Origin of the sequence: Azonexus caeni, from assembly GCF_048146105.1 — a bacterium.
Classification (GTDB): domain Bacteria; phylum Pseudomonadota; class Gammaproteobacteria; order Burkholderiales; family Rhodocyclaceae; genus Azonexus; species Azonexus aromaticus_B.
On sequence record NZ_JBKJAD010000018.1, the window covers coordinates 25,477 to 41,778 of the forward strand.

A 16,302-nucleotide genomic window follows, 5' to 3' on the forward strand; every position below is an offset into this window, starting at 1 on the left:
CACGTTATAGCAGCACTCCGACCTCACGAGACCTTGATGCAGCAATCCCAAGCGTCGGCAGCCGACCATCCGGCAAGCCTTCCCGCCCGCTGGAGCGGCCCCGCCGCGTTCCGTCTTGCCGCTGGCGAAACCCTGGCCGCCTGGCTGGAAACCGACCTCGACGCCCGCCTGCACTTTGCCGCCGGCCTGATCGCCGTCACCGAGCACCGCCTGATCGCCATCGATGACACTGGCCAGTACCGCGAATGGCCGCTCGGCGCCGGCCTGCGCCTCGACCATCACGACCACGCCGGCGTCGGCACGCTCGAACTGCTCGATGCCAGCGGCCGCCTCGCCTGCTGGCGCTACACGCTGGCCAACAACCTGGCGGCGCTGCGCCTGATCGACGAATTCGACCTGCTGCGCGACAGCCTGGTCAGCGGCCAGCCGCCGCAGCGGCCGGAAGCCGAAAGCTGCCCGAAGTGCAAGACGCCGCTGCCGCCGGGCGCCGAGGAATGCCCGATCTGCAACCGCGAAACCACGGTCGCCCCGTCGACCTGGACCTTGTTCCGCCTCTGGCGCTTCGCCCGCCCCTACCGCTGGCAGCTCTTCCTCGGCTTCGCGCTGACCCTGGCCTCGACCGCGGCGCAACTGGTGCCGCCCTACCTGACGATGCCGCTGATGGACAAGGTGCTGATCCCGTTCCAGAACGGCCAGCCGATCGACTGGAACCTGGTCGCCATGTACCTCGGCGGCCTGCTCGGCGCCGCCGTGCTGGCCTGGGGCCTGGGCTGGATTCGCACCTACATCCTGTCGCTGGTCTCCGAACGCATGGGCCGCGACCTGCGCACCCAGACCTACGACCACCTGCTGGGACTGTCGCTCGAATATTTCGGCGGCAAGCGCACCGGCGACCTGATGGCGCGCATCGGCAACGAGACCGACCGCATCAACATCTTCCTCTCGCTCGACCTGCTCAATTTCGCCACCGACGTGCTGATGATCACGATGACTTCCGTCATCCTGTTCTCGATCAATCCCTGGCTGGCGCTGGTCACGCTGCTCCCCTTGCCGGTCATCGGCTGGCTGATCCACTTCGTGCGCGAGAAGCTGCGCACCGGTTTCGAGAAGATCGACCGCGTCTGGGCCGAAGTCACCAACGTGCTCGCCGATACCATCCCCGGCATCCGCGTGGTCAAGGCCTTCGCCCAGGAAAAGCGTGAGGGCGAACGCTTCCGTGCCGCCAACGAGCACAATCTGCAGATGAACGACAAGCTCAACCGCACCTGGTCGCTGTTCACCCCGACGGTGACGCTGCTCACCGAGGTCGGCCTGCTCGTCGTCTGGGTCTTCGGCATCTGGCAGATCGCCCACGGCGATTCGACGGTCGGCACGCTGACCGCCTTCCTCGCCTACATCGGCCGCTTCTACACCCGCCTCGACTCGATGAGCCGCATCGTCTCGGCAACGCAGCGCGCCGCCTCGAGCACCAAGCGCATCTTCGACATCCTCGACCACGTCTCGAGCGTGCCGGAACCGACCAACCCGGTACATCTGCAAAACGTCACCGGCCGCATCGAACTCAAGCAGGCCTGCTTCCGCTACGGCACCCGCGCCGTCACCAAGGATGTCGACCTGGTCATCGAACCGGGCGAGATGATCGGACTGGTCGGTCATTCCGGTTCCGGCAAGTCGACGCTGGTCAACCTGATCTGCCGCTTCTACGACGTCACCGAGGGCCAGATGCTGATCGACGGCGTCGATGTGCGCTCGGTGCCGGTCGCCGAATTCCGCAGCCACATCGGCCTGGTCTTGCAGGAGCCCTTCCTGTTCTTCGGCACGATCGCCGACAACATCGCCTACGGCAAGCCCGACGCGACGCGCGCCGAAATCGTCGCCGCCGCCCGCGCCGCCCACGCCCACGAATTCATCCTGCGCCTGCCGCACGGCTACGACTCGCTGGTCGGCGAGCGCGGCCAGGGCCTGTCCGGCGGCGAGCGGCAGCGCATCTCGATCGCCCGCGCCCTGCTCATCGACCCGAAGATCCTGATCCTCGACGAGGCAACTTCCGCGGTCGATACCGAGACCGAGAAGGAAATCCAGAAGGCGCTCGACAATCTGGTCAAGGGCCGCACCACGATCGCCATCGCCCACCGCCTGAGCACGCTCAGGAAGGCCGACCGCCTGGTTGTCATGGATCGCGGCCGCATCGTCGAGGTCGGCAACCACGACGCGCTGATGGACGCCGAAGGCCACTACCACAAGCTGTATATGGCGCAGGCGCGCAACGTCGACACCGAGGCGCCCGAACCGGCCGCCCCGGCACTGCCGAAAACCGCCACCGTCTGAGGAAAACGCGATGAACCAGGCAAATTTCACGCTGACCCGCGACGCCTACGGTCGTCTGGTCTTCCACGCCGCCAGCGGCGAGCGCCACGACGGCGTCACCCCGGTGCGCGCCTTTCCGATCGGCGCCCCCGACGACGGCATTTCCATCCTCAGCGCCGAAGGCCACGAAATCGGCTGGGCCGACCGCCTCGCCGACCTGCCGGCAACGACCCGCGAGCTGGTCGAGGAAGAACTCGCCAGCCGCGAATTCGTGCCCGAGATCGCCCAGTTGCTGTCGGTTTCCAGCTTCGCCTGCCCGAGCACCTGGCAGGTCCGCACCGACCGTGGCGACACCGCGCTGGTGCTCAAGGGCGAAGAGGACATCCGGCGCCTGTCGGCAACCCGGCTGCTGATCGCCGACAGCAACGGCATCCAGTACCTGGTGCGCGACCTCGGCCGGCTCGACCGGCACAGCCGCAAGCTGCTCGACCGCTTCCTCTAGTGGCGGCGATGTAACGCCGCGTGCCCGGCAGTGACAGTTTTTGCCGACAGTCAGCCGCTGCCGGAAAAAAACGTTAATAATCCCGTCAGAGACAAATCGTGACTTTCCCCCGCCGGCGACCAACCCAGCCCAAAGCATGAAAAAACAAGACATCATTTTCCGGGAGAGCTTCTCCCTGCGCGGCCCCAGCATCTGGACCTATCCTCCCTGCCGGGAAACCTGGATCGATATCGGCGAGCTGGAAGACCTCCCCTCGAACAAGATCCCCGGTCTCTACGAGCGGCTTGCCGCCTGGCTGCCCAACCTCGTCGAGCACCGCTGCAACTACGACGAGCGCGGCGGCTTCCTGCGCCGCCTGCAGGAAGGCACCTGGGCCGGCCACATCCTCGAGCACGTCACGCTCGAACTGATGAGCCTGGCCGGCCTGCCCGACGGTTTCGGGCGCACCCGCGAAACCACCACGCGCGGCGTGTACAAGCTGGTGGTCAGCGACTTCCACGGCGAATGCACCCGCCTGGCGCTGGAAACCGGCCGCGAACTACTGCTCGCCGCGATCAACGACGAAGCCTTCGACCTCGAAGCGGCGATCAAGGCGCTGCGCCGCAAGGTCGACCGCAAGTACCTCGGCCCGTCGACCGCCGCCATCGTCAATGCCGCCGAAGCGCGCAAGATCCCGCACATCCGCCTGCTCGACGACGGCAACCTGGTGCAGCTCGGCTACGGCGCCGCGATGCGCCGCATCTGGACCGCCGAAACCGACGCCACCAGCGCCATCGCCGAGACCATCTCGCGCGACAAGGACCTGACCAAGGAGCTGATCTCCTCGGTCGGCGTGCCCGTCCCCGAAGGCCGCGAGGTCGACAGCGCCGACGATGCCGTCGACGCGGCCGAAGACATCGGCTACCCGGTCGTCGTCAAGCCGACCGACGGCAACCACGGGCGCGGCGTGTTCATCGACCTGGTCAACGCCGAAGCCGTGCGCAAGGCCTACCCGATCGCGGCCGAGGAAGGCTCCGGCGTCCTCGTCGAGCGCTCGATCCAGGGCATCGAACACCGCCTGCTGATCGTCGGTGGCAAGCTGGTCGCCGCCAACCGCAGCGACCTGATCACGGTCAGCGGCGACGGCCAGTCGACCGTCCAGCAACTGATCGACACCCAGATCAACACCGACCCGCGGCGCGGCGACAGCGAACTGCATCCGCTGTCGATCATCAAGATCGATACCGCGGCGAAAATCGAACTCGAACGCCAGGGCCTCTCCGGCGACAGCGTGCCGGCTGCCGGCCGCGAGGTACTGATCCAGCGCAACGCCAACCACGCCTTCGACTGTACCGACGACGTCCATCCCGACACCGCCGCCGTCGCCGCGCTGGCCGCCCGCGTCGTCGGCCTCGACATCGCCGGCATCGACCTGGTCTGCCAGGACGTCTCGAAGCCGCTCGCCGCGCAAGGCGGCGCCATCGTCGAGGTTAATGCCGGCCCCAGCCTGCTGATGCACATCAAGCCGGGCATCGGCAAGCCGCGCCCGGTCGGCCAGGCGATCGTCGACAACCTGTTCGCCGCTGGCGCAAGCGGCCGCATCCCGGTGGTCGGCGTTTCCGGCTCGCGCGGCAAGACGCCGGTCGCCCGCCTGATCGCCCACATGCTCCACCTCTCCGGCAAGCAGGTCGGTCTGGCCTGCAGCGACGGCCTCTACCTCGGCCGCCGTCAGGTGCAGAAAAGCGACGCCGCCAACTGGACCGGCGGCCGCCGCCTGCTGCTCAACCGCGCCGTCGAGGCAGCGGTGATCGAAAACGGCGGCAGGGTGATCCTCGGCGAAGGCCTGGCCTACGACCGCTGTTCGGTCGGCGTCGTCACCAACGTCCAGCCCGACGCCGAAGACCTCTCGCGCTGGGACATCCAGCCGACCGGCGGCGAGTACTACACGACCTGGCGCTCGACCTACCGCACGCAGGTCGACGTCGTCCTCAAGTCCGGCTACGCCGTGCTCAACGCCTGCGACCCGCAGGCCGCCGATTTCGCCGAACTGTGCGACGGCGAGGTCATCCTGTTCGCCGCCGATCCCGACAGCCCGGTGCTCGACGCCCACCTGCAGGCCGGCAAGCGCGGCGTCTATGTCAGCGAAAGCCGGATCTACCTCGGCACCGGCCAGGACGAGATCCGCCTCTGCCGCCTCGGCGACGTGCCGGCGATCGGCAAGGTCAAGCGCCCGGAAACCATCGCCAACGTGCTCGCCGCCGTCGCCGCCGGCTGGGCGCTGGGGCTGACCCAGGACGTCATCGTCACCGGCATCCGCACCTACGGCCTCGAACTGGCCGACCCCTTCGCCCTGCTGCCCCGCCGCGCCCGCAAGTCGGCCACCGGCGCCAGCCGTAACTAACGCCAAGACAAAGACCACCATGGACGTTTCCCGCATCCGTGCCCTGCGCGGCCCCAACCTGTGGAGCCGCCACACCGCCATCCAGGCGATCGTCACCTGCGACGGCGCCGAGCGCGCCATCGCCGACCTGCCCGGCTTCGAAACCCGCCTGCGCGCCCGCTTCCCGGAACTCGGCGAACTGATCCCGACCGATCACCTCGACACCGTCTCGATCGCCCACGCCCTCGAATTCGCCGCCCTCGGCCTGCAGGCGCAGGCCGGTTGCCCGGTCACTTTCAGCCGCACCGCGAAGACCATCGACGACGGGGTTTACCAGGTCGTTGTCGAATATACCGAGGAAGACGTCGGCCGGCTCGCCTTCGAACGCGCCGAGCAGCTCTGCCGCGCCGCGCTCGACGACACGCCCTTCGATCTCGACGCGACACTCAAGGAATTGCGCGACCTCGACGAGGACATCCGCCTCGGCCCATCGACCGGCGCCATCGTCGCCGCCGCCGTCGCCCGCGGCATTCCCTGCCGCCGCCTGACCCAGGGTAGCCTGGTCCAGTTCGGCTGGGGCAGCAAGCAGAAGCGCATCCAGGCCGCGGAAACCATCCACACCAGCGCCATCGCCGAAGCCATCGCACAGGACAAGGAACTGACCAAGCAGTTGCTGCACGCCGCCGGCGTCGCCGTGCCGACCGGCCGTCCGGTCGACGACGAGGACGACGCCTGGCAGGCCGCGCTGGAGATCGGCCTGCCGGTCGTCGTCAAGCCGCAGGACGGCAATCAGGGCAAGGGCATCTCGGTCAACCTGACGAGCGAGGACCAGGTACGCCACGCCTACCGGGTCGCCGTCGGTTTCTTCGACGACATCATGGTCGAGAAGTACCTGCCCGGCCACGACTGGCGCCTGCTGGTCATCGGCGACAAGCTGATCGCCGCCGCCCGGCGCGACCCGCCGCTGGTCGTCGGCGACGGCACGCACACGGTGCGCGAGCTGGTCGACATCGTCAATAGCGACCCGCGCCGCTCCGACGGCCACGCCACCTCGCTGACCAAGATCCGCTTCGACGAAATCGCGCTGGCCCGCCTCGCCGAGCAGGGCTATACCGCCGATTCGATCCCCGAGCGCGGCGTCCGCGTCGTCCTGCGCAACAACGCCAACCTGTCCACCGGCGGCAGCGCTACCGACGTCACCGACGACGTGCATCCGGAACTCGCCGCCGCCGCCGTTGCCGCCGCGCAGACGGTCGGCCTCGACATCGCCGGCATCGACGTTGTCTGCGACACCATGCTGAAGCCGCTCGAAGAGCAGGGCGGCGGCATCGTCGAAGTCAATGCCGCGCCCGGCCTGCGCATGCACCTCGATCCGTCGTTCGGCAAGGGCCGGCCGGTCGGCGAGGCAATCGTCGGCATGATGTATCCCGACAGCCCCGACGGTAAGCCCGACAACGGCCGCATCCCGGTCGTCGCGGTCACCGGCACCAACGGCAAGACGACGACCAGCCGCCTGATCGGCCGCATCTTCGAAGCCAACGGCCTGCGCGTCGGCATGACCAGCACTGACGGCATCTACGTCGAGAACCGGCGCATCGACGACGGCGACTGCTCCGGCCCGCGCAGCGCGCGCAACGTCCTCGCCCACCCGGACGTCGACGCGGCAGTGCTGGAAACGGCGCGCGGCGGCCTGCTGCGCGAGGGGCTCGGCTTCGACATGTGCGACGTCGCCGTGGTCACCAACCTCGGCCTCGGCGACCACCTCGGTCTGAACTACATCACCACCGTGCATGACCTGGCGGTGATCAAGCGCGTCATCGTCCAGAACGTCGCGCCCACCGGCACCGCCGTGCTCAACGCCGCCGACCCGGTGGTGGCGGCGATGGCGCCACACTGCCCGGGCCAGGTCAGCTTCTTCGCCGTCGATCCGACCAACCCGGTGCTCGCCGCGCATCGCGCCCAGGGCAAGCGCGTGCTCTATGTCGAGAAAGAAGAGATCGTCTGCGGCGAGGGCCGGCGCAAGTACCGCATCCCGCTGTCGCGCGTACCGCTGACGCGCAACGGCACGATCGGCTTCCAGATCGAGAACGTGATGGCCGCTGTCGCCACCGCCTGGGCGCTCGGCTACGACTGGAACACCATCGAACAGGCGTTGGCCGGTTTCGTCAGCGACGCGGCGACCGCCCCCGGCCGCTTCAACGTTTTCGACTACCGGGGCGCCACCCTGATCGCCGACTACGGCCACAACCCGGACGCCATGCTGGCGCTGGTCGGCGCCGTCGAGGCGATGCCGGCCAACAAGCGTCTGGTCGTCATCAGCGGCGCCGGTGACCGGCGCGACGAAGACATCCGCCAGCAGACCGAAATCCTTGGCGAAGCCTTCGACGAAGTCGTCCTCTATCAGGATGCCTGCCAGCGCGGCCGCGCCGACGGCGAGGTGATCGGATTGTTGCGCGAAGGTCTGGCCAAGTCGCAACGGGTCCGCCATGTCGAAGCGATCACCGGCGAATTCCTCGCCATCGACACCGCGCTCGCCAGGCTGCAGGCCGGCGACCTCTGCCTGATCCTGATCGACCAGGTCGAGGAAGCGCTTGCTCACATCGAGCGGCGCATCGCCGAGTGCCGCCAGTGACCGGCAAGGTCTGGCTGGTCGGCGCCGGCCCCGGCGATCCCGACCTGCTGACGCTCAAGGCGGCGCGCCTGATCGGCAGCGCCGACGCCATCGTCTACGACCACCTGGTCGGCGAGGGCGTGCGCGCGCTGTTCCCGGCCACCGCCCGTCAGGTCTATGTTGGCAAGAAGGCGGCGAAACACACGCTGAAGCAGGAGGAAATCAACCGCCTGCTGGTCGATCTGGCCCGTGAAGGTCTGGCGGTGGTCCGCCTGAAAGGCGGCGACCCCTTCATCTTCGGCCGCGGCGGCGAAGAACTGGAAATCCTGCACGCCGCCGGCATTCCCTTCGAGGTCGTCCCCGGCGTCACCGCCGCCGCCGGCTGCGCCGCCTACGCCGGCTTCCCGCTGACCCACCGCGAACACGCCCAGTCGGTGACCTTCGTCACCGGCCACCTGAAGGACCACACGATAGACCTCGACTGGCCGGCGCTCGCCCGCCCCGGCCAGACCGTCGTCTTCTACATGGGCGTCGGCGGCGCCCCGGAAATCTGCCGCCAGATGATCGCCCACGGCCTGCCCGCCGACACCCCGGCCGCCATCGTCCGCCGCGGCACGCTGCCCGACCAGCGCACGCTACTCTCTACGCTCGGGCAACTGCCGCAATGCATCGTAGAATCCGGCATCAAGCCGCCGGCGCTGATCGTCGTCGGCAGCGTCGTCGGCCTGCACGACAAACTTTCCTGGTTCGAGACCCCATGACCCGCCTCCTCCTGCTCCTTGCCCTTCTCGGCGCCGGCCACGCCCACGCCTACAACGCCCGCGAGCTGCTCGAAGACTGCCGGACAGCGGAACGCCTCTACGCCGGCGACAAGAGCAGCGACCCCTACGTCGCGCTGCGTAGCGGCCGCTGCATTTCCTACGTCGCCGGTTTCGCCGACGGCTATTCGGTCGGCGACCACCTCGCCGACAAGGTCGGCCTGCGCATCAACGCCTTCTGCCTGCCCAAGGACGACCCCGACCTGTCGCTGCGCCTGGTGCGGGCCGTCGTCATCCATGTCGAACGCGTGCCGCCCGACACCACGATGGGCACCGCCACCCTGGTCGCCGGCGCGCTGGCCCGAGCCTTCCCCTGCCCGGAAGTGCTTGAACCGAAGAAGTGATTCAGGGATAATCCGCGCTCCATTCGCCCCGATGGCGGAATCGGTAGACGCAGCGGATTCAAAATCCGCCGCCGAAAGGTGTGCCAGTTCGAGTCTGGCTCGGGGCACCAAGATTCAGAATCAAGCGCTTAGGCCAATTCTCCGGAATTGGCCTTTTTGCTTTTCTGGCTTCAGATTTTTCCCTGTAGCCCCGGCGGGTAAAGAAATCCCGTTTTGAAATCCCGTTTTTCGGTTCGCGGGCCCGGGGGACAGCTTGCTCGGTCAGGCACTGCGTTGAATGATTGCCTTGATAACGGTCGGCGCCCCAGCTTGGCGCGCTTGCCAAAGGTCGTATGCGGTTTGCTGCGCGAGCCAGGCATCGGCGCTGCCGCCGTTTTCGATGCCCAGCCAGCCTTCGATGCGCAACGCCATGGTCGGGGAAATTGCTGTGCGGCCATTCAGCACCCGGGAAAGGACGGCACGGCTGACGCCCAGTTGTGCAGCCGCATCGGTAACCGTAAGCCCCAGAGCAGGTAAAACATCATCGCGCAGGGTTTCGCCGGGGTGCGGGGGATTGAACATTTTGTGTGATGCGTCCCATCAGGCAGCGGCGTGATCGCGTGCAACAGACAGCTTGAGGCCGGCGGCGCCGAGCACGGCGAGGAGGGTTTTCAAAGTGGGGTTTCCTTTGGGACTGAGTGCCTTGTACAGGCTTTCCCGCTGGATGCCGGCACGTTCCGCCACCTGCGCCATGCCTTGCGCTTCGGCAACCTGGCGCAGCGCCATCAACAAGGCTTCACGACCTCCCGGCTGGTCGATATCTTCCAGGCTGGCGGCAAGGTATTCATCGGCAAATGCGGGATCATCCCTGAGCAGTTGCACCATGCTTTCGTCGTGCGGGCGGCTTGCTTGCTTCATTTTTTGTTCCTCTGTTGCCAGTCTTTCCAGTAATCCACTGCGGTTGTTATGTCTGCCTGCTGGCGGCGCTTGTCGCCCCCGACCAGCAGCAATACAAGCTGCTTGCCGGACAACGCGTAATAAACGCGATAGCCCGGCCCTTGATCGATGCGCAACTCCCAGACGCCATCCGTCAGCGGCTTGTGGTCACCGAAGTTGCCGGCGGCCACACGCTGCACCCGAGCGGCGATCCTGGCCTTCGCAATGCGATCTGCCAATCCGGCAAGCCAGTCCTTGAAGGGAACGCTGCCGTCTGGCGCCTGATAGTCATGCAGTTCAAACATGTTTGTAGATTATAGATTACAACCGGTCAAGCGCCGGCAAAATTCCTCGCCGGGACAGCCTCTGCTATAGTACCGCGTGATCCAGAAACGCCCCGCCTGTGCACGATGCCGGAACGGGGTAGTGATGAAAGTTCGGCTTTCCATTGGGAAAGCCGTTTTTGTTTGCCTGCCGTGTTGGTGTCATGTCCCTGACTGTCGACGACTTCGACTTCCCCCTCCCCCCCGAACTGATCGCCCAGCACCCGGCGCCCGAGCGCACCGGCAGCCGCCTGCTGCACGTCGCCGGGGCAGCTCACGTCGACCGCCGCTTCGCCGACCTGCCTGGCCTGCTCGCTGCCGGCGACCTGCTGGTGTTCAACGACACCAAGGTGATCAAGGCGCGCTTCTTCGGCCTCAAGGACACCGGCGGCCAGGTCGAGATCATGCTCGAACGCATCGTCGATGCGACGCACGCGCTGTGCCAGATCCGCGCCAGCAAGGCACCCAAACCGGGCTGCCGGCTGCGCCTGGCCGACGCCTTCAGCGTGCGCATGACCGGCCGGGCCGGCAAGGACGGCGACCTGTTCGCCATCGAACTGGTCGACCGCGACGATTTCTGGGCCGTCGCCGAACAGTACGGCGCGCTGCCGCTGCCGCCTTACATCGAGCATCCCGCCGAGGGCGCCGACGAAACCCGCTACCAGACGGTCTATGCCCGCGAACCCGGCGCCGTCGCGGCACCGACCGCCGGCCTGCATTTCGACGAGGCGATGCTGGAAACGCTGCGCGCTCAGGGCGTCAATACCGCCTTCGTCACCCTGCACGTCGGTGCCGGTACCTACCGGCCGGTGCGCGTCGACAAGATCGCCGACCACCGCATGCACAGCGAACGCTACGAGGTGCCGGCGGCCACCGCCGCCGCCATCGCCGCCACCCGCACCGCCGGCGGCCGGGTCATCGCCGTCGGCACGACCAGCCTGCGCACGCTCGAATCGGCCGCCACCGACGACGGCGTCGTCAACGCCGGCAGCGGCGAAACCGACATCTTCATCACCCCCGGCTACCGCTTCAAGGCGGTCGACCGCCTGATCACCAATTTCCACCTGCCGAAATCGACGCTGATGATGCTCGTCTCGGCCTTCGCCGGCTACGAGGCGATCCGCGCCGCCTACGCCCACGCCGTCGCCGAACGCTACCGCTTCTTCAGCTACGGCGACGCCATGCTGCTCGAACGCGCCCAGCCATGACCGCGGCCGAGGACATCCGCGCCGCCAGCTTTCCGGAGGACAGTGAGGCGGTGCTGGCAATCTTTCGCGAGTACGTCGCCAGTCCCAGCGTCAGCCTCGACTACCAGGGCCACGCCGCCGAATTCGCCAGCCTGCCAGGCAAGTATGCGGCCCCCGACGGCGGCCTGCTGCTCGCCTGGCAGGCCGGTGCGGTGGTCGGTTGCGCCGCCTGGCGCCGGGTTGACACCGAGCGTTGCGAACTCAAGCGCGTCTATGTCCGACCGGCCGCCCGCGGCACCGGCCTCGGCCGCCGCCTGGTCGAACGGGCGCTGACGCTGGCCGGCGCCGCCGGCTATCGGCGCGTCTGCCTCGACGTCCTGCCCGAATTCACCGCCGCCCGCCAGCTCTACGCCGAACTCGGCTTCACTGACGACTCTCCGGTCAGCTTCAACCCGATCCCGGGCACGGCCTTCCTTGGCCGCGACCTGCCCTACGCCCCCGACGAGACCATCCGCGCATGCAATTCGAACTCCTGAAAACCGACGGCGGCGCCCGCCGCGGCACCCTGACGCTGGCCCACGGCGTCGTCCAGACGCCCGTCTTCATGCCGGTCGGCACCTACGGCACGGTCAAGGCGATGACGCCGCTGGCGCTCGACGAGATCGGCGCGCAGATCTGCCTGGGCAACACCTTCCACCTCTGGCTGCGTCCCGGCCTGGAGGTGATCGGCGCGCACCACGGCCTGCACGATTTCATGAACTGGCAGAAGCCGATCCTGACCGACTCCGGCGGCTTCCAGGTGTTCTCGCTCGGGGCGCTGCGCAAGATCAGCGAGGAAGGCGTCAAGTTCAGCTCGCCGCACGACGGCGCAAAGCTCTTCCTGTCGCCGGAAATCTCGATGCAGATCCAGAAGGTGTTGAATTCCGACATCGTCATGATCTTCGACGAATGCACGCCCTACCCGGCCAGCCACGACGAAGCAGCCAAATCGATGCGCATGTCGATGCGCTGGGCCAAGCGCTCGCGCGACGAACACGACAGACTGGAAAACAGCAACGCCCTGTTCGGCATCGTCCAGGGCGGCATGTACGAAGACCTGCGCGACGAATCGATCGCCGGCCTGTGCGAGATCGGCTTCGACGGCATGGCCATCGGCGGCCTCTCGGTCGGCGAGCCCAAGGACGACATGGCGCGCGTCCTCGCCCACACTGCGCCGCGCCTGCCGGTGCACAAGCCACGCTACCTGATGGGCGTCGGCACGCCGGAAGACCTGGTCAACGGGGTGAAGAACGGCATCGACATGTTCGACTGCGTGATGCCGACGCGCAACGCGCGCAACGGCCACCTGTTTACCCGCTTCGGCGACGTCAAGATCAAGAACGCCCGCTACCGCGCCGACACCGGCCCGCTCGACCCGTCGTGCACCTGCTATACCTGCAGCAACTTCACGCGCAGCTACCTGCACCACCTCTTCCGCAACGGCGAAATCCTCGGCGGCATGCTGAACACCATCCACAACCTGCATTTCTACCAGACCATCATGGCCGAGATGCGCGCCGCCATCGAAGCGGAAAAACTGGACGAATGGTCAAGCGGCTTCGCCCGCGACCGATCGTCCGGCCAGTGTTAGAATCCCCCGTTCCGATTTTCACGATTCCCGGAGTAAACCCATGATTAGCCTTGCCCACGCCCAGACTGCCGGCGCCGCCGCCGACCCGACCGGGGGCTTCATGCAACTGTTGCCGATGATCCTGATGTTCGTCGTGCTGTGGTTCCTGATGATCCGCCCGCAGATGAAGAAGTCCAAGGAGCACAAGGCGCTGCTCGCCGCGCTGCAGAAGGGCGACGAAGTGGTCACCGGCGGCGGCATCGTCGGCCGCGTCACCAAGGTCGACGACAACTACGTCACCGTCGAGATCGCCAAGGACACCGAAGTCGTCGTCCAGAAGCCGGCCATCGGCATCGTCCTGCCCAAGGGCACGCTGAAGTCGCTGTAATCCATCCCGAAGGGCGGCCGCGGCCGCCCTTCTCGCTGCAAAGCCGCCATGAACCGCTACCCCCTCTGGAAGTACGTCACCGTCGCCATCGCGCTGGTCTTCGGCTTCATCTACACCCTGCCCAATTTCTTCGGTGAATCGCCGGCCGTCCAGGTCTCCAGCGCCAAGGTCACGCTCAAGATCGACGCCGCCACCCAGACCCGCGTCGAAGACGCCCTGCGTACCGCCGGCATTGCCAACGACGGCATCCAGCTCGATTCGGTCGGCGTCAAGGTCCGCTTCAAGGACACCGACACCCAGTTGAAGGCCAAGGACGCCATCGAGCGCGCTTTCAACCCGGACGCCACCGATCCACAATACGTCGTCGCGCTCAACCTGCTGAGCGCCTCGCCGCAATGGCTGACCTCGCTGCACGCGCTGCCGATGTACCTCGGCCTCGACCTGCGCGGCGGTGTGCACTTCCTGCTCCAGGTCGACATGCCGGGCGCCGTCACCAAGCGCCTCGATTCGACCGCCGCCGATCTGCGCAGCCTGCTGCGCGACAAGAACATCCGCCACGCCGGCATCAACCGCGACGGCGAGCGCATCGTCATCAAGTTCCGCGACGCCGAAACCCGCGCCGCCGCCGGCAAGGTGCTGACCAGCAACGCCGACGACCTGGCGCTGGCCGAAGCCGGCCAGGGCGACGACCTGCGCCTGCTGGCAACGCTGAAGCCGGAAGCGCAGAAGAAGATCGCCGAATTCGCGATCAAGCAGAACATCAACACGCTGCACAACCGGATCAACGAACTCGGCGTCGCCGAACCGGTGATCCAGCAGCAGGGCGCCGACCGCATCGTCGTCCAGTTGCCGGGCGTGCAGGACACGGCCAAGGCCAAGGACATCCTCGGTCGCACGGCGACCCTGGAAATCCGCATGGTCGACGACAGCACGGGCGCGCTGGAAGCCGGTCTCGCCGGCAACCCGCCGTTCGGCACCGAGCTCTATACCGAGCGCGGCGGCTCGCCGCTGCTGGTCAAGAAACAGGTCGTCCTCACCGGCGACCGCCTGACCGACGCCCAGCCCGGCTTCGACGGCCAGACCCAGGAACCGGCCGTACACCTGACGCTCGACGCCGCCGGCGCCCGCATCTTCAAGGACGTGACGCGCGACAACGTCGGCAAGCGCATGGCCATCCTGCTCATCGAGAAGGGCAAGGGCGAAGTGGTCACCGCGCCGGTCATCCGTACCGAAATCGGCGGTGGCCGGGTGCAGATTTCCGGTCGCATGACCACCAGCGAAGCCAACGACGTCGCCCTGCTGCTGCGCGCCGGCTCGCTGGCGGCGCCGATGGATATCGTCGAGGAACGCACCATCGGCCCGTCGCTCGGCGCCGAGAACATCAAGCGCGGCTTCCAGTCGACGATGTGGGGCTTCCTGGCGATCGCCGTCTTCATGATCCTCTACTACCAGGTCGTCGGCCTGGTCTCGGTGATCGCGCTGGCCGCCAACCTGCTGCTGCTGGTCGCCCTGCTCTCGCTGCTGCAGGCGACGCTGACCCTGCCCGGCATCGCCGCCATCGCGCTGACGCTGGGCATGGCGATCGACGCCAACGTGCTGATCAACGAACGCATCCGCGAGGAACTGCGCAACGGCATGCCGCCGCAGGCGGCGCTCTCGGAAGGTTACGAACGCGCCTTCGGCACCATTCTCGACTCCAACATCACCACGCTGATCGCCGGCCTGGCGCTGCTAATCTTCGGCTCCGGCCCGGTGCGCGGCTTCGCCGTGGTGCACTGCCTGGGCATCCTGACCTCGATCTTCTCCGCCGTCGTCGTCTCGCGCGCCATGATCAACCTGATCTACGGCCGTCAGAAGAAACTCACCCGGATCGCCATCGGCGCCATCTGGAAACCGGGCAGCCAAGCCCCGGCCAACGGCAAGCAATAAGGAAACACGGCGATGGAATTCTTCCGTATCAAAAAAGACATCCCCTTCATGCGCCATGCGCTGGTGTTCAACGTCATCTCGCTGATCACCTTCCTGGCCGCCGTCTTCTTCCTTGCCACCAAAGGCCTGCACCTGTCGGTGGAGTTCACCGGCGGCACGCTGATCGAGGTCAATTACCAGCAAAGCGCCGACCTCGAGAAGATTCGCGGCGCGCTCAGCCGGACCGGCTTCACCGATTACTCGGTGCAGAACTTCGGCTCCTCGCAGGACGTCATGATCCGCCTGCCGCTACGCGGTGCCGAAAACAGCGCGCAGCAGGGCGAACGCGTCATGCAGGCGCTCTCCGCCGATGCCCCGGGCGCCGAACTGCGCCGTGTCGAATTCGTCGGCCCGCAAGTCGGCCGCGAACTCGCCGAGAACGGCGCCATGGCGCTGCTCGTGGTGATCACCGGCATCATGCTCTACCTGGCCTTCCGCTTCGAATGGCGCTTCTCGGTCTCGGCCATCATCGCCAACCTGCACGACGTGGTGATCATCCTCGGCTTCTTCGCCGCCTTCCAGTGGGAGTTCTCGCTGTCGGTGCTGGCGGCGGTACTGGCCGTGCTCGGCTACTCGGTCAACGAATCGGTGGTCGTCTTCGACCGCGTCCGCGAAACCTTCAAGAAGGTCCGCGGCATGAGCACGCCGCAGGTACTCGACCACGCCATCACCAGCACGATTTCCCGGACGATCATCACGCACGGCTCGACGCAGGTCATGGTGCTGTCGATGCTGATCTTCGGCGGCGAAACGCTGTACTACTTCTCGCTGGCGCTGACCATCGGCATCTGCTTCGGCATCTACTCGTCGGTGCTGGTCGCCAGCCCGCTGGTCATGTGGCTGGGCGTCTCGCGCGAACAGTTCGTCAAGCCGAAGAAGACGGCGGCCGAGGGCGTCACCGACGACGGGGCCTGCGTTTGAGTTGACGGCCTTGCGGCCTGGAATTCTGGACCCGGTCTGCTGATGGCAGG

15 protein-coding genes and 1 tRNA gene are annotated in these 16,302 nt (G+C 66.9%); 13 read left to right on the top strand and 3 right to left on the bottom strand.

What is annotated here, in order from left to right:
* Nucleotides 1-36 precede the first annotated feature (36 nt).
* The 7 genes from ACLIIZ_RS15480 (at nucleotide 37) to ACLIIZ_RS15510 (ending at nucleotide 9,051) form a co-directional block, all read left to right on the top strand.
* On the top strand, nucleotides 37-2,328 hold the full coding sequence (locus tag ACLIIZ_RS15480) for a cyanophycin metabolism-associated ABC transporter (protein WP_416693613.1): 2,292 nt from the start codon (nucleotides 37-39) through the stop codon (nucleotides 2,326-2,328).
* Nucleotides 2,329-2,338: 10 nt separating this feature from the next.
* Nucleotides 2,339-2,809, top strand: coding sequence for a cyanophycin metabolism-associated DUF1854 family protein (locus tag ACLIIZ_RS15485; RefSeq protein ID WP_416693615.1), 471 nt, complete (start codon nucleotides 2,339-2,341; stop codon nucleotides 2,807-2,809).
* A 136-nt stretch (nucleotides 2,810-2,945) separates the two neighbouring features.
* Nucleotides 2,946-5,189, top strand: coding sequence for a cyanophycin synthetase (locus ACLIIZ_RS15490; protein ID WP_416693617.1), 2,244 nt, complete (start codon nucleotides 2,946-2,948; stop codon nucleotides 5,187-5,189).
* Nucleotides 5,190-5,208: 19 nt separating this feature from the next.
* A complete protein-coding gene (gene cphA / locus ACLIIZ_RS15495; RefSeq protein ID WP_416693619.1) occupies nucleotides 5,209-7,800 on the top strand; it encodes a cyanophycin synthetase in 2,592 nt (863 codons plus the stop codon).
* Nucleotides 7,788-8,540 carry a uroporphyrinogen-III C-methyltransferase gene (cobA, locus tag ACLIIZ_RS15500; RefSeq protein ID WP_416693621.1) on the top strand — a complete coding sequence of 251 codons (753 nt, stop codon included), beginning with the start codon at nucleotides 7,788-7,790 and terminating at the stop codon, nucleotides 8,538-8,540. Before cphA ends, cobA begins: the two co-directional genes overlap by 13 nt.
* A complete protein-coding gene (locus ACLIIZ_RS15505; RefSeq protein WP_416693623.1) occupies nucleotides 8,537-8,941 on the top strand; it encodes a Rap1a/Tai family immunity protein in 405 nt (134 codons plus the stop codon). The genes cobA and ACLIIZ_RS15505 overlap by 4 nt, the downstream gene beginning before the upstream one ends.
* Before the next feature lie 25 nt (nucleotides 8,942-8,966).
* Nucleotides 8,967-9,051: transfer RNA gene (locus tag ACLIIZ_RS15510), tRNA-Leu, on the top strand.
* A gap of 151 nt (nucleotides 9,052-9,202) precedes the next feature.
* On the opposite strand, the gene ACLIIZ_RS15515 is transcribed toward ACLIIZ_RS15510, so the two are convergent.
* Genes ACLIIZ_RS15515 through ACLIIZ_RS15525 form a run of 3 tightly spaced genes read right to left on the bottom strand, consistent with a single transcriptional unit; the run spans nucleotide 9,203 to nucleotide 10,161 of the window.
* Nucleotides 9,203-9,502, bottom strand: coding sequence for a HigA family addiction module antitoxin (locus tag ACLIIZ_RS15515; protein ID WP_416693626.1), 300 nt, complete (start codon nucleotides 9,500-9,502; stop codon nucleotides 9,203-9,205).
* Nucleotides 9,503-9,520: 18 nt separating this feature from the next.
* Nucleotides 9,521-9,838, bottom strand: coding sequence for an addiction module antidote protein (locus ACLIIZ_RS15520; RefSeq protein ID WP_416693628.1), 318 nt, complete (start codon nucleotides 9,836-9,838; stop codon nucleotides 9,521-9,523).
* Nucleotides 9,835-10,161 carry a type II toxin-antitoxin system RelE/ParE family toxin gene (locus tag ACLIIZ_RS15525; protein ID WP_416693629.1) on the bottom strand — a complete coding sequence of 109 codons (327 nt, stop codon included), beginning with the start codon at nucleotides 10,159-10,161 and terminating at the stop codon, nucleotides 9,835-9,837. The genes ACLIIZ_RS15520 and ACLIIZ_RS15525 overlap by 4 nt, the downstream gene beginning before the upstream one ends.
* A gap of 182 nt (nucleotides 10,162-10,343) precedes the next feature.
* On the opposite strand from ACLIIZ_RS15525, the gene queA reads away from it, so the two are divergent.
* From queA to secF, 6 genes are read left to right on the top strand one after another with little or no spacing between them, the layout of a single operon-like run.
* Nucleotides 10,344-11,387: a tRNA preQ1(34) S-adenosylmethionine ribosyltransferase-isomerase QueA gene (gene queA, locus ACLIIZ_RS15530; protein ID WP_416693631.1), complete on the top strand. Its 1,044-nt coding sequence runs from the start codon at nucleotides 10,344-10,346 to the stop codon at nucleotides 11,385-11,387.
* Entirely contained in the window at nucleotides 11,384-11,902 is a 519-nt protein-coding gene (locus tag ACLIIZ_RS15535) for a GNAT family N-acetyltransferase (RefSeq protein ID WP_416693633.1), read from the top strand. Before queA ends, ACLIIZ_RS15535 begins: the two co-directional genes overlap by 4 nt.
* A complete protein-coding gene (tgt, locus tag ACLIIZ_RS15540; RefSeq protein WP_416693635.1) occupies nucleotides 11,884-12,996 on the top strand; it encodes a tRNA guanosine(34) transglycosylase Tgt in 1,113 nt (370 codons plus the stop codon). The genes ACLIIZ_RS15535 and tgt overlap by 19 nt, the downstream gene beginning before the upstream one ends.
* Before the next feature lie 40 nt (nucleotides 12,997-13,036).
* Nucleotides 13,037-13,363, top strand: a complete 327-nt coding sequence (yajC, locus tag ACLIIZ_RS15545) for a preprotein translocase subunit YajC (RefSeq protein ID WP_416693637.1) — start codon at nucleotides 13,037-13,039, stop codon at nucleotides 13,361-13,363.
* Between the two features lie 48 nt (nucleotides 13,364-13,411).
* Nucleotides 13,412-15,292: a protein translocase subunit SecD gene (gene secD / locus ACLIIZ_RS15550; RefSeq protein WP_416693639.1), complete on the top strand. Its 1,881-nt coding sequence runs from the start codon at nucleotides 13,412-13,414 to the stop codon at nucleotides 15,290-15,292.
* A 12-nt stretch (nucleotides 15,293-15,304) separates the two neighbouring features.
* Nucleotides 15,305-16,252 (top strand): protein translocase subunit SecF, encoded by a 948-nt coding sequence (gene secF / locus ACLIIZ_RS15555; RefSeq protein ID WP_416693641.1) that lies wholly within the window; start codon nucleotides 15,305-15,307, stop codon nucleotides 16,250-16,252.
* Nucleotides 16,253-16,302: the final 50 nt, after the last annotated feature.

Excerpts from the sequence above, each read along its gene's own strand:
- ACLIIZ_RS15480 (WP_416693613.1), top strand. The coding sequence starts at position 37 with ATGCAGCAATCCCAAGCGTCGGCAGCCGACCATCCGGCAAGCCTTCCC.
- ACLIIZ_RS15485 (WP_416693615.1), top strand. The coding sequence starts at position 2,339 with ATGAACCAGGCAAATTTCACGCTGACCCGCGACGCCTACGGTCGTCTG.
- ACLIIZ_RS15490 (WP_416693617.1), top strand. The coding sequence starts at position 2,946 with ATGAAAAAACAAGACATCATTTTCCGGGAGAGCTTCTCCCTGCGCGGC.
- cphA (WP_416693619.1), top strand. The coding sequence starts at position 5,209 with ATGGACGTTTCCCGCATCCGTGCCCTGCGCGGCCCCAACCTGTGGAGC.
- ACLIIZ_RS15505 (WP_416693623.1), top strand. The coding sequence starts at position 8,537 with ATGACCCGCCTCCTCCTGCTCCTTGCCCTTCTCGGCGCCGGCCACGCC.
- ACLIIZ_RS15515 (WP_416693626.1), bottom strand. The coding sequence starts at position 9,502 with ATGTTCAATCCCCCGCACCCCGGCGAAACCCTGCGCGATGATGTTTTA.
- ACLIIZ_RS15520 (WP_416693628.1), bottom strand. The coding sequence starts at position 9,838 with ATGAAGCAAGCAAGCCGCCCGCACGACGAAAGCATGGTGCAACTGCTC.
- ACLIIZ_RS15525 (WP_416693629.1), bottom strand. The coding sequence starts at position 10,161 with ATGTTTGAACTGCATGACTATCAGGCGCCAGACGGCAGCGTTCCCTTC.
- queA (WP_416693631.1), top strand. The coding sequence starts at position 10,344 with ATGTCCCTGACTGTCGACGACTTCGACTTCCCCCTCCCCCCCGAACTG.
- ACLIIZ_RS15535 (WP_416693633.1), top strand. The coding sequence starts at position 11,384 with ATGACCGCGGCCGAGGACATCCGCGCCGCCAGCTTTCCGGAGGACAGT.
- tgt (WP_416693635.1), top strand. The coding sequence starts at position 11,884 with ATGCAATTCGAACTCCTGAAAACCGACGGCGGCGCCCGCCGCGGCACC.
- yajC (WP_416693637.1), top strand. The coding sequence starts at position 13,037 with ATGATTAGCCTTGCCCACGCCCAGACTGCCGGCGCCGCCGCCGACCCG.
- secD (WP_416693639.1), top strand. The coding sequence starts at position 13,412 with ATGAACCGCTACCCCCTCTGGAAGTACGTCACCGTCGCCATCGCGCTG.
- secF (WP_416693641.1), top strand. The coding sequence starts at position 15,305 with ATGGAATTCTTCCGTATCAAAAAAGACATCCCCTTCATGCGCCATGCG.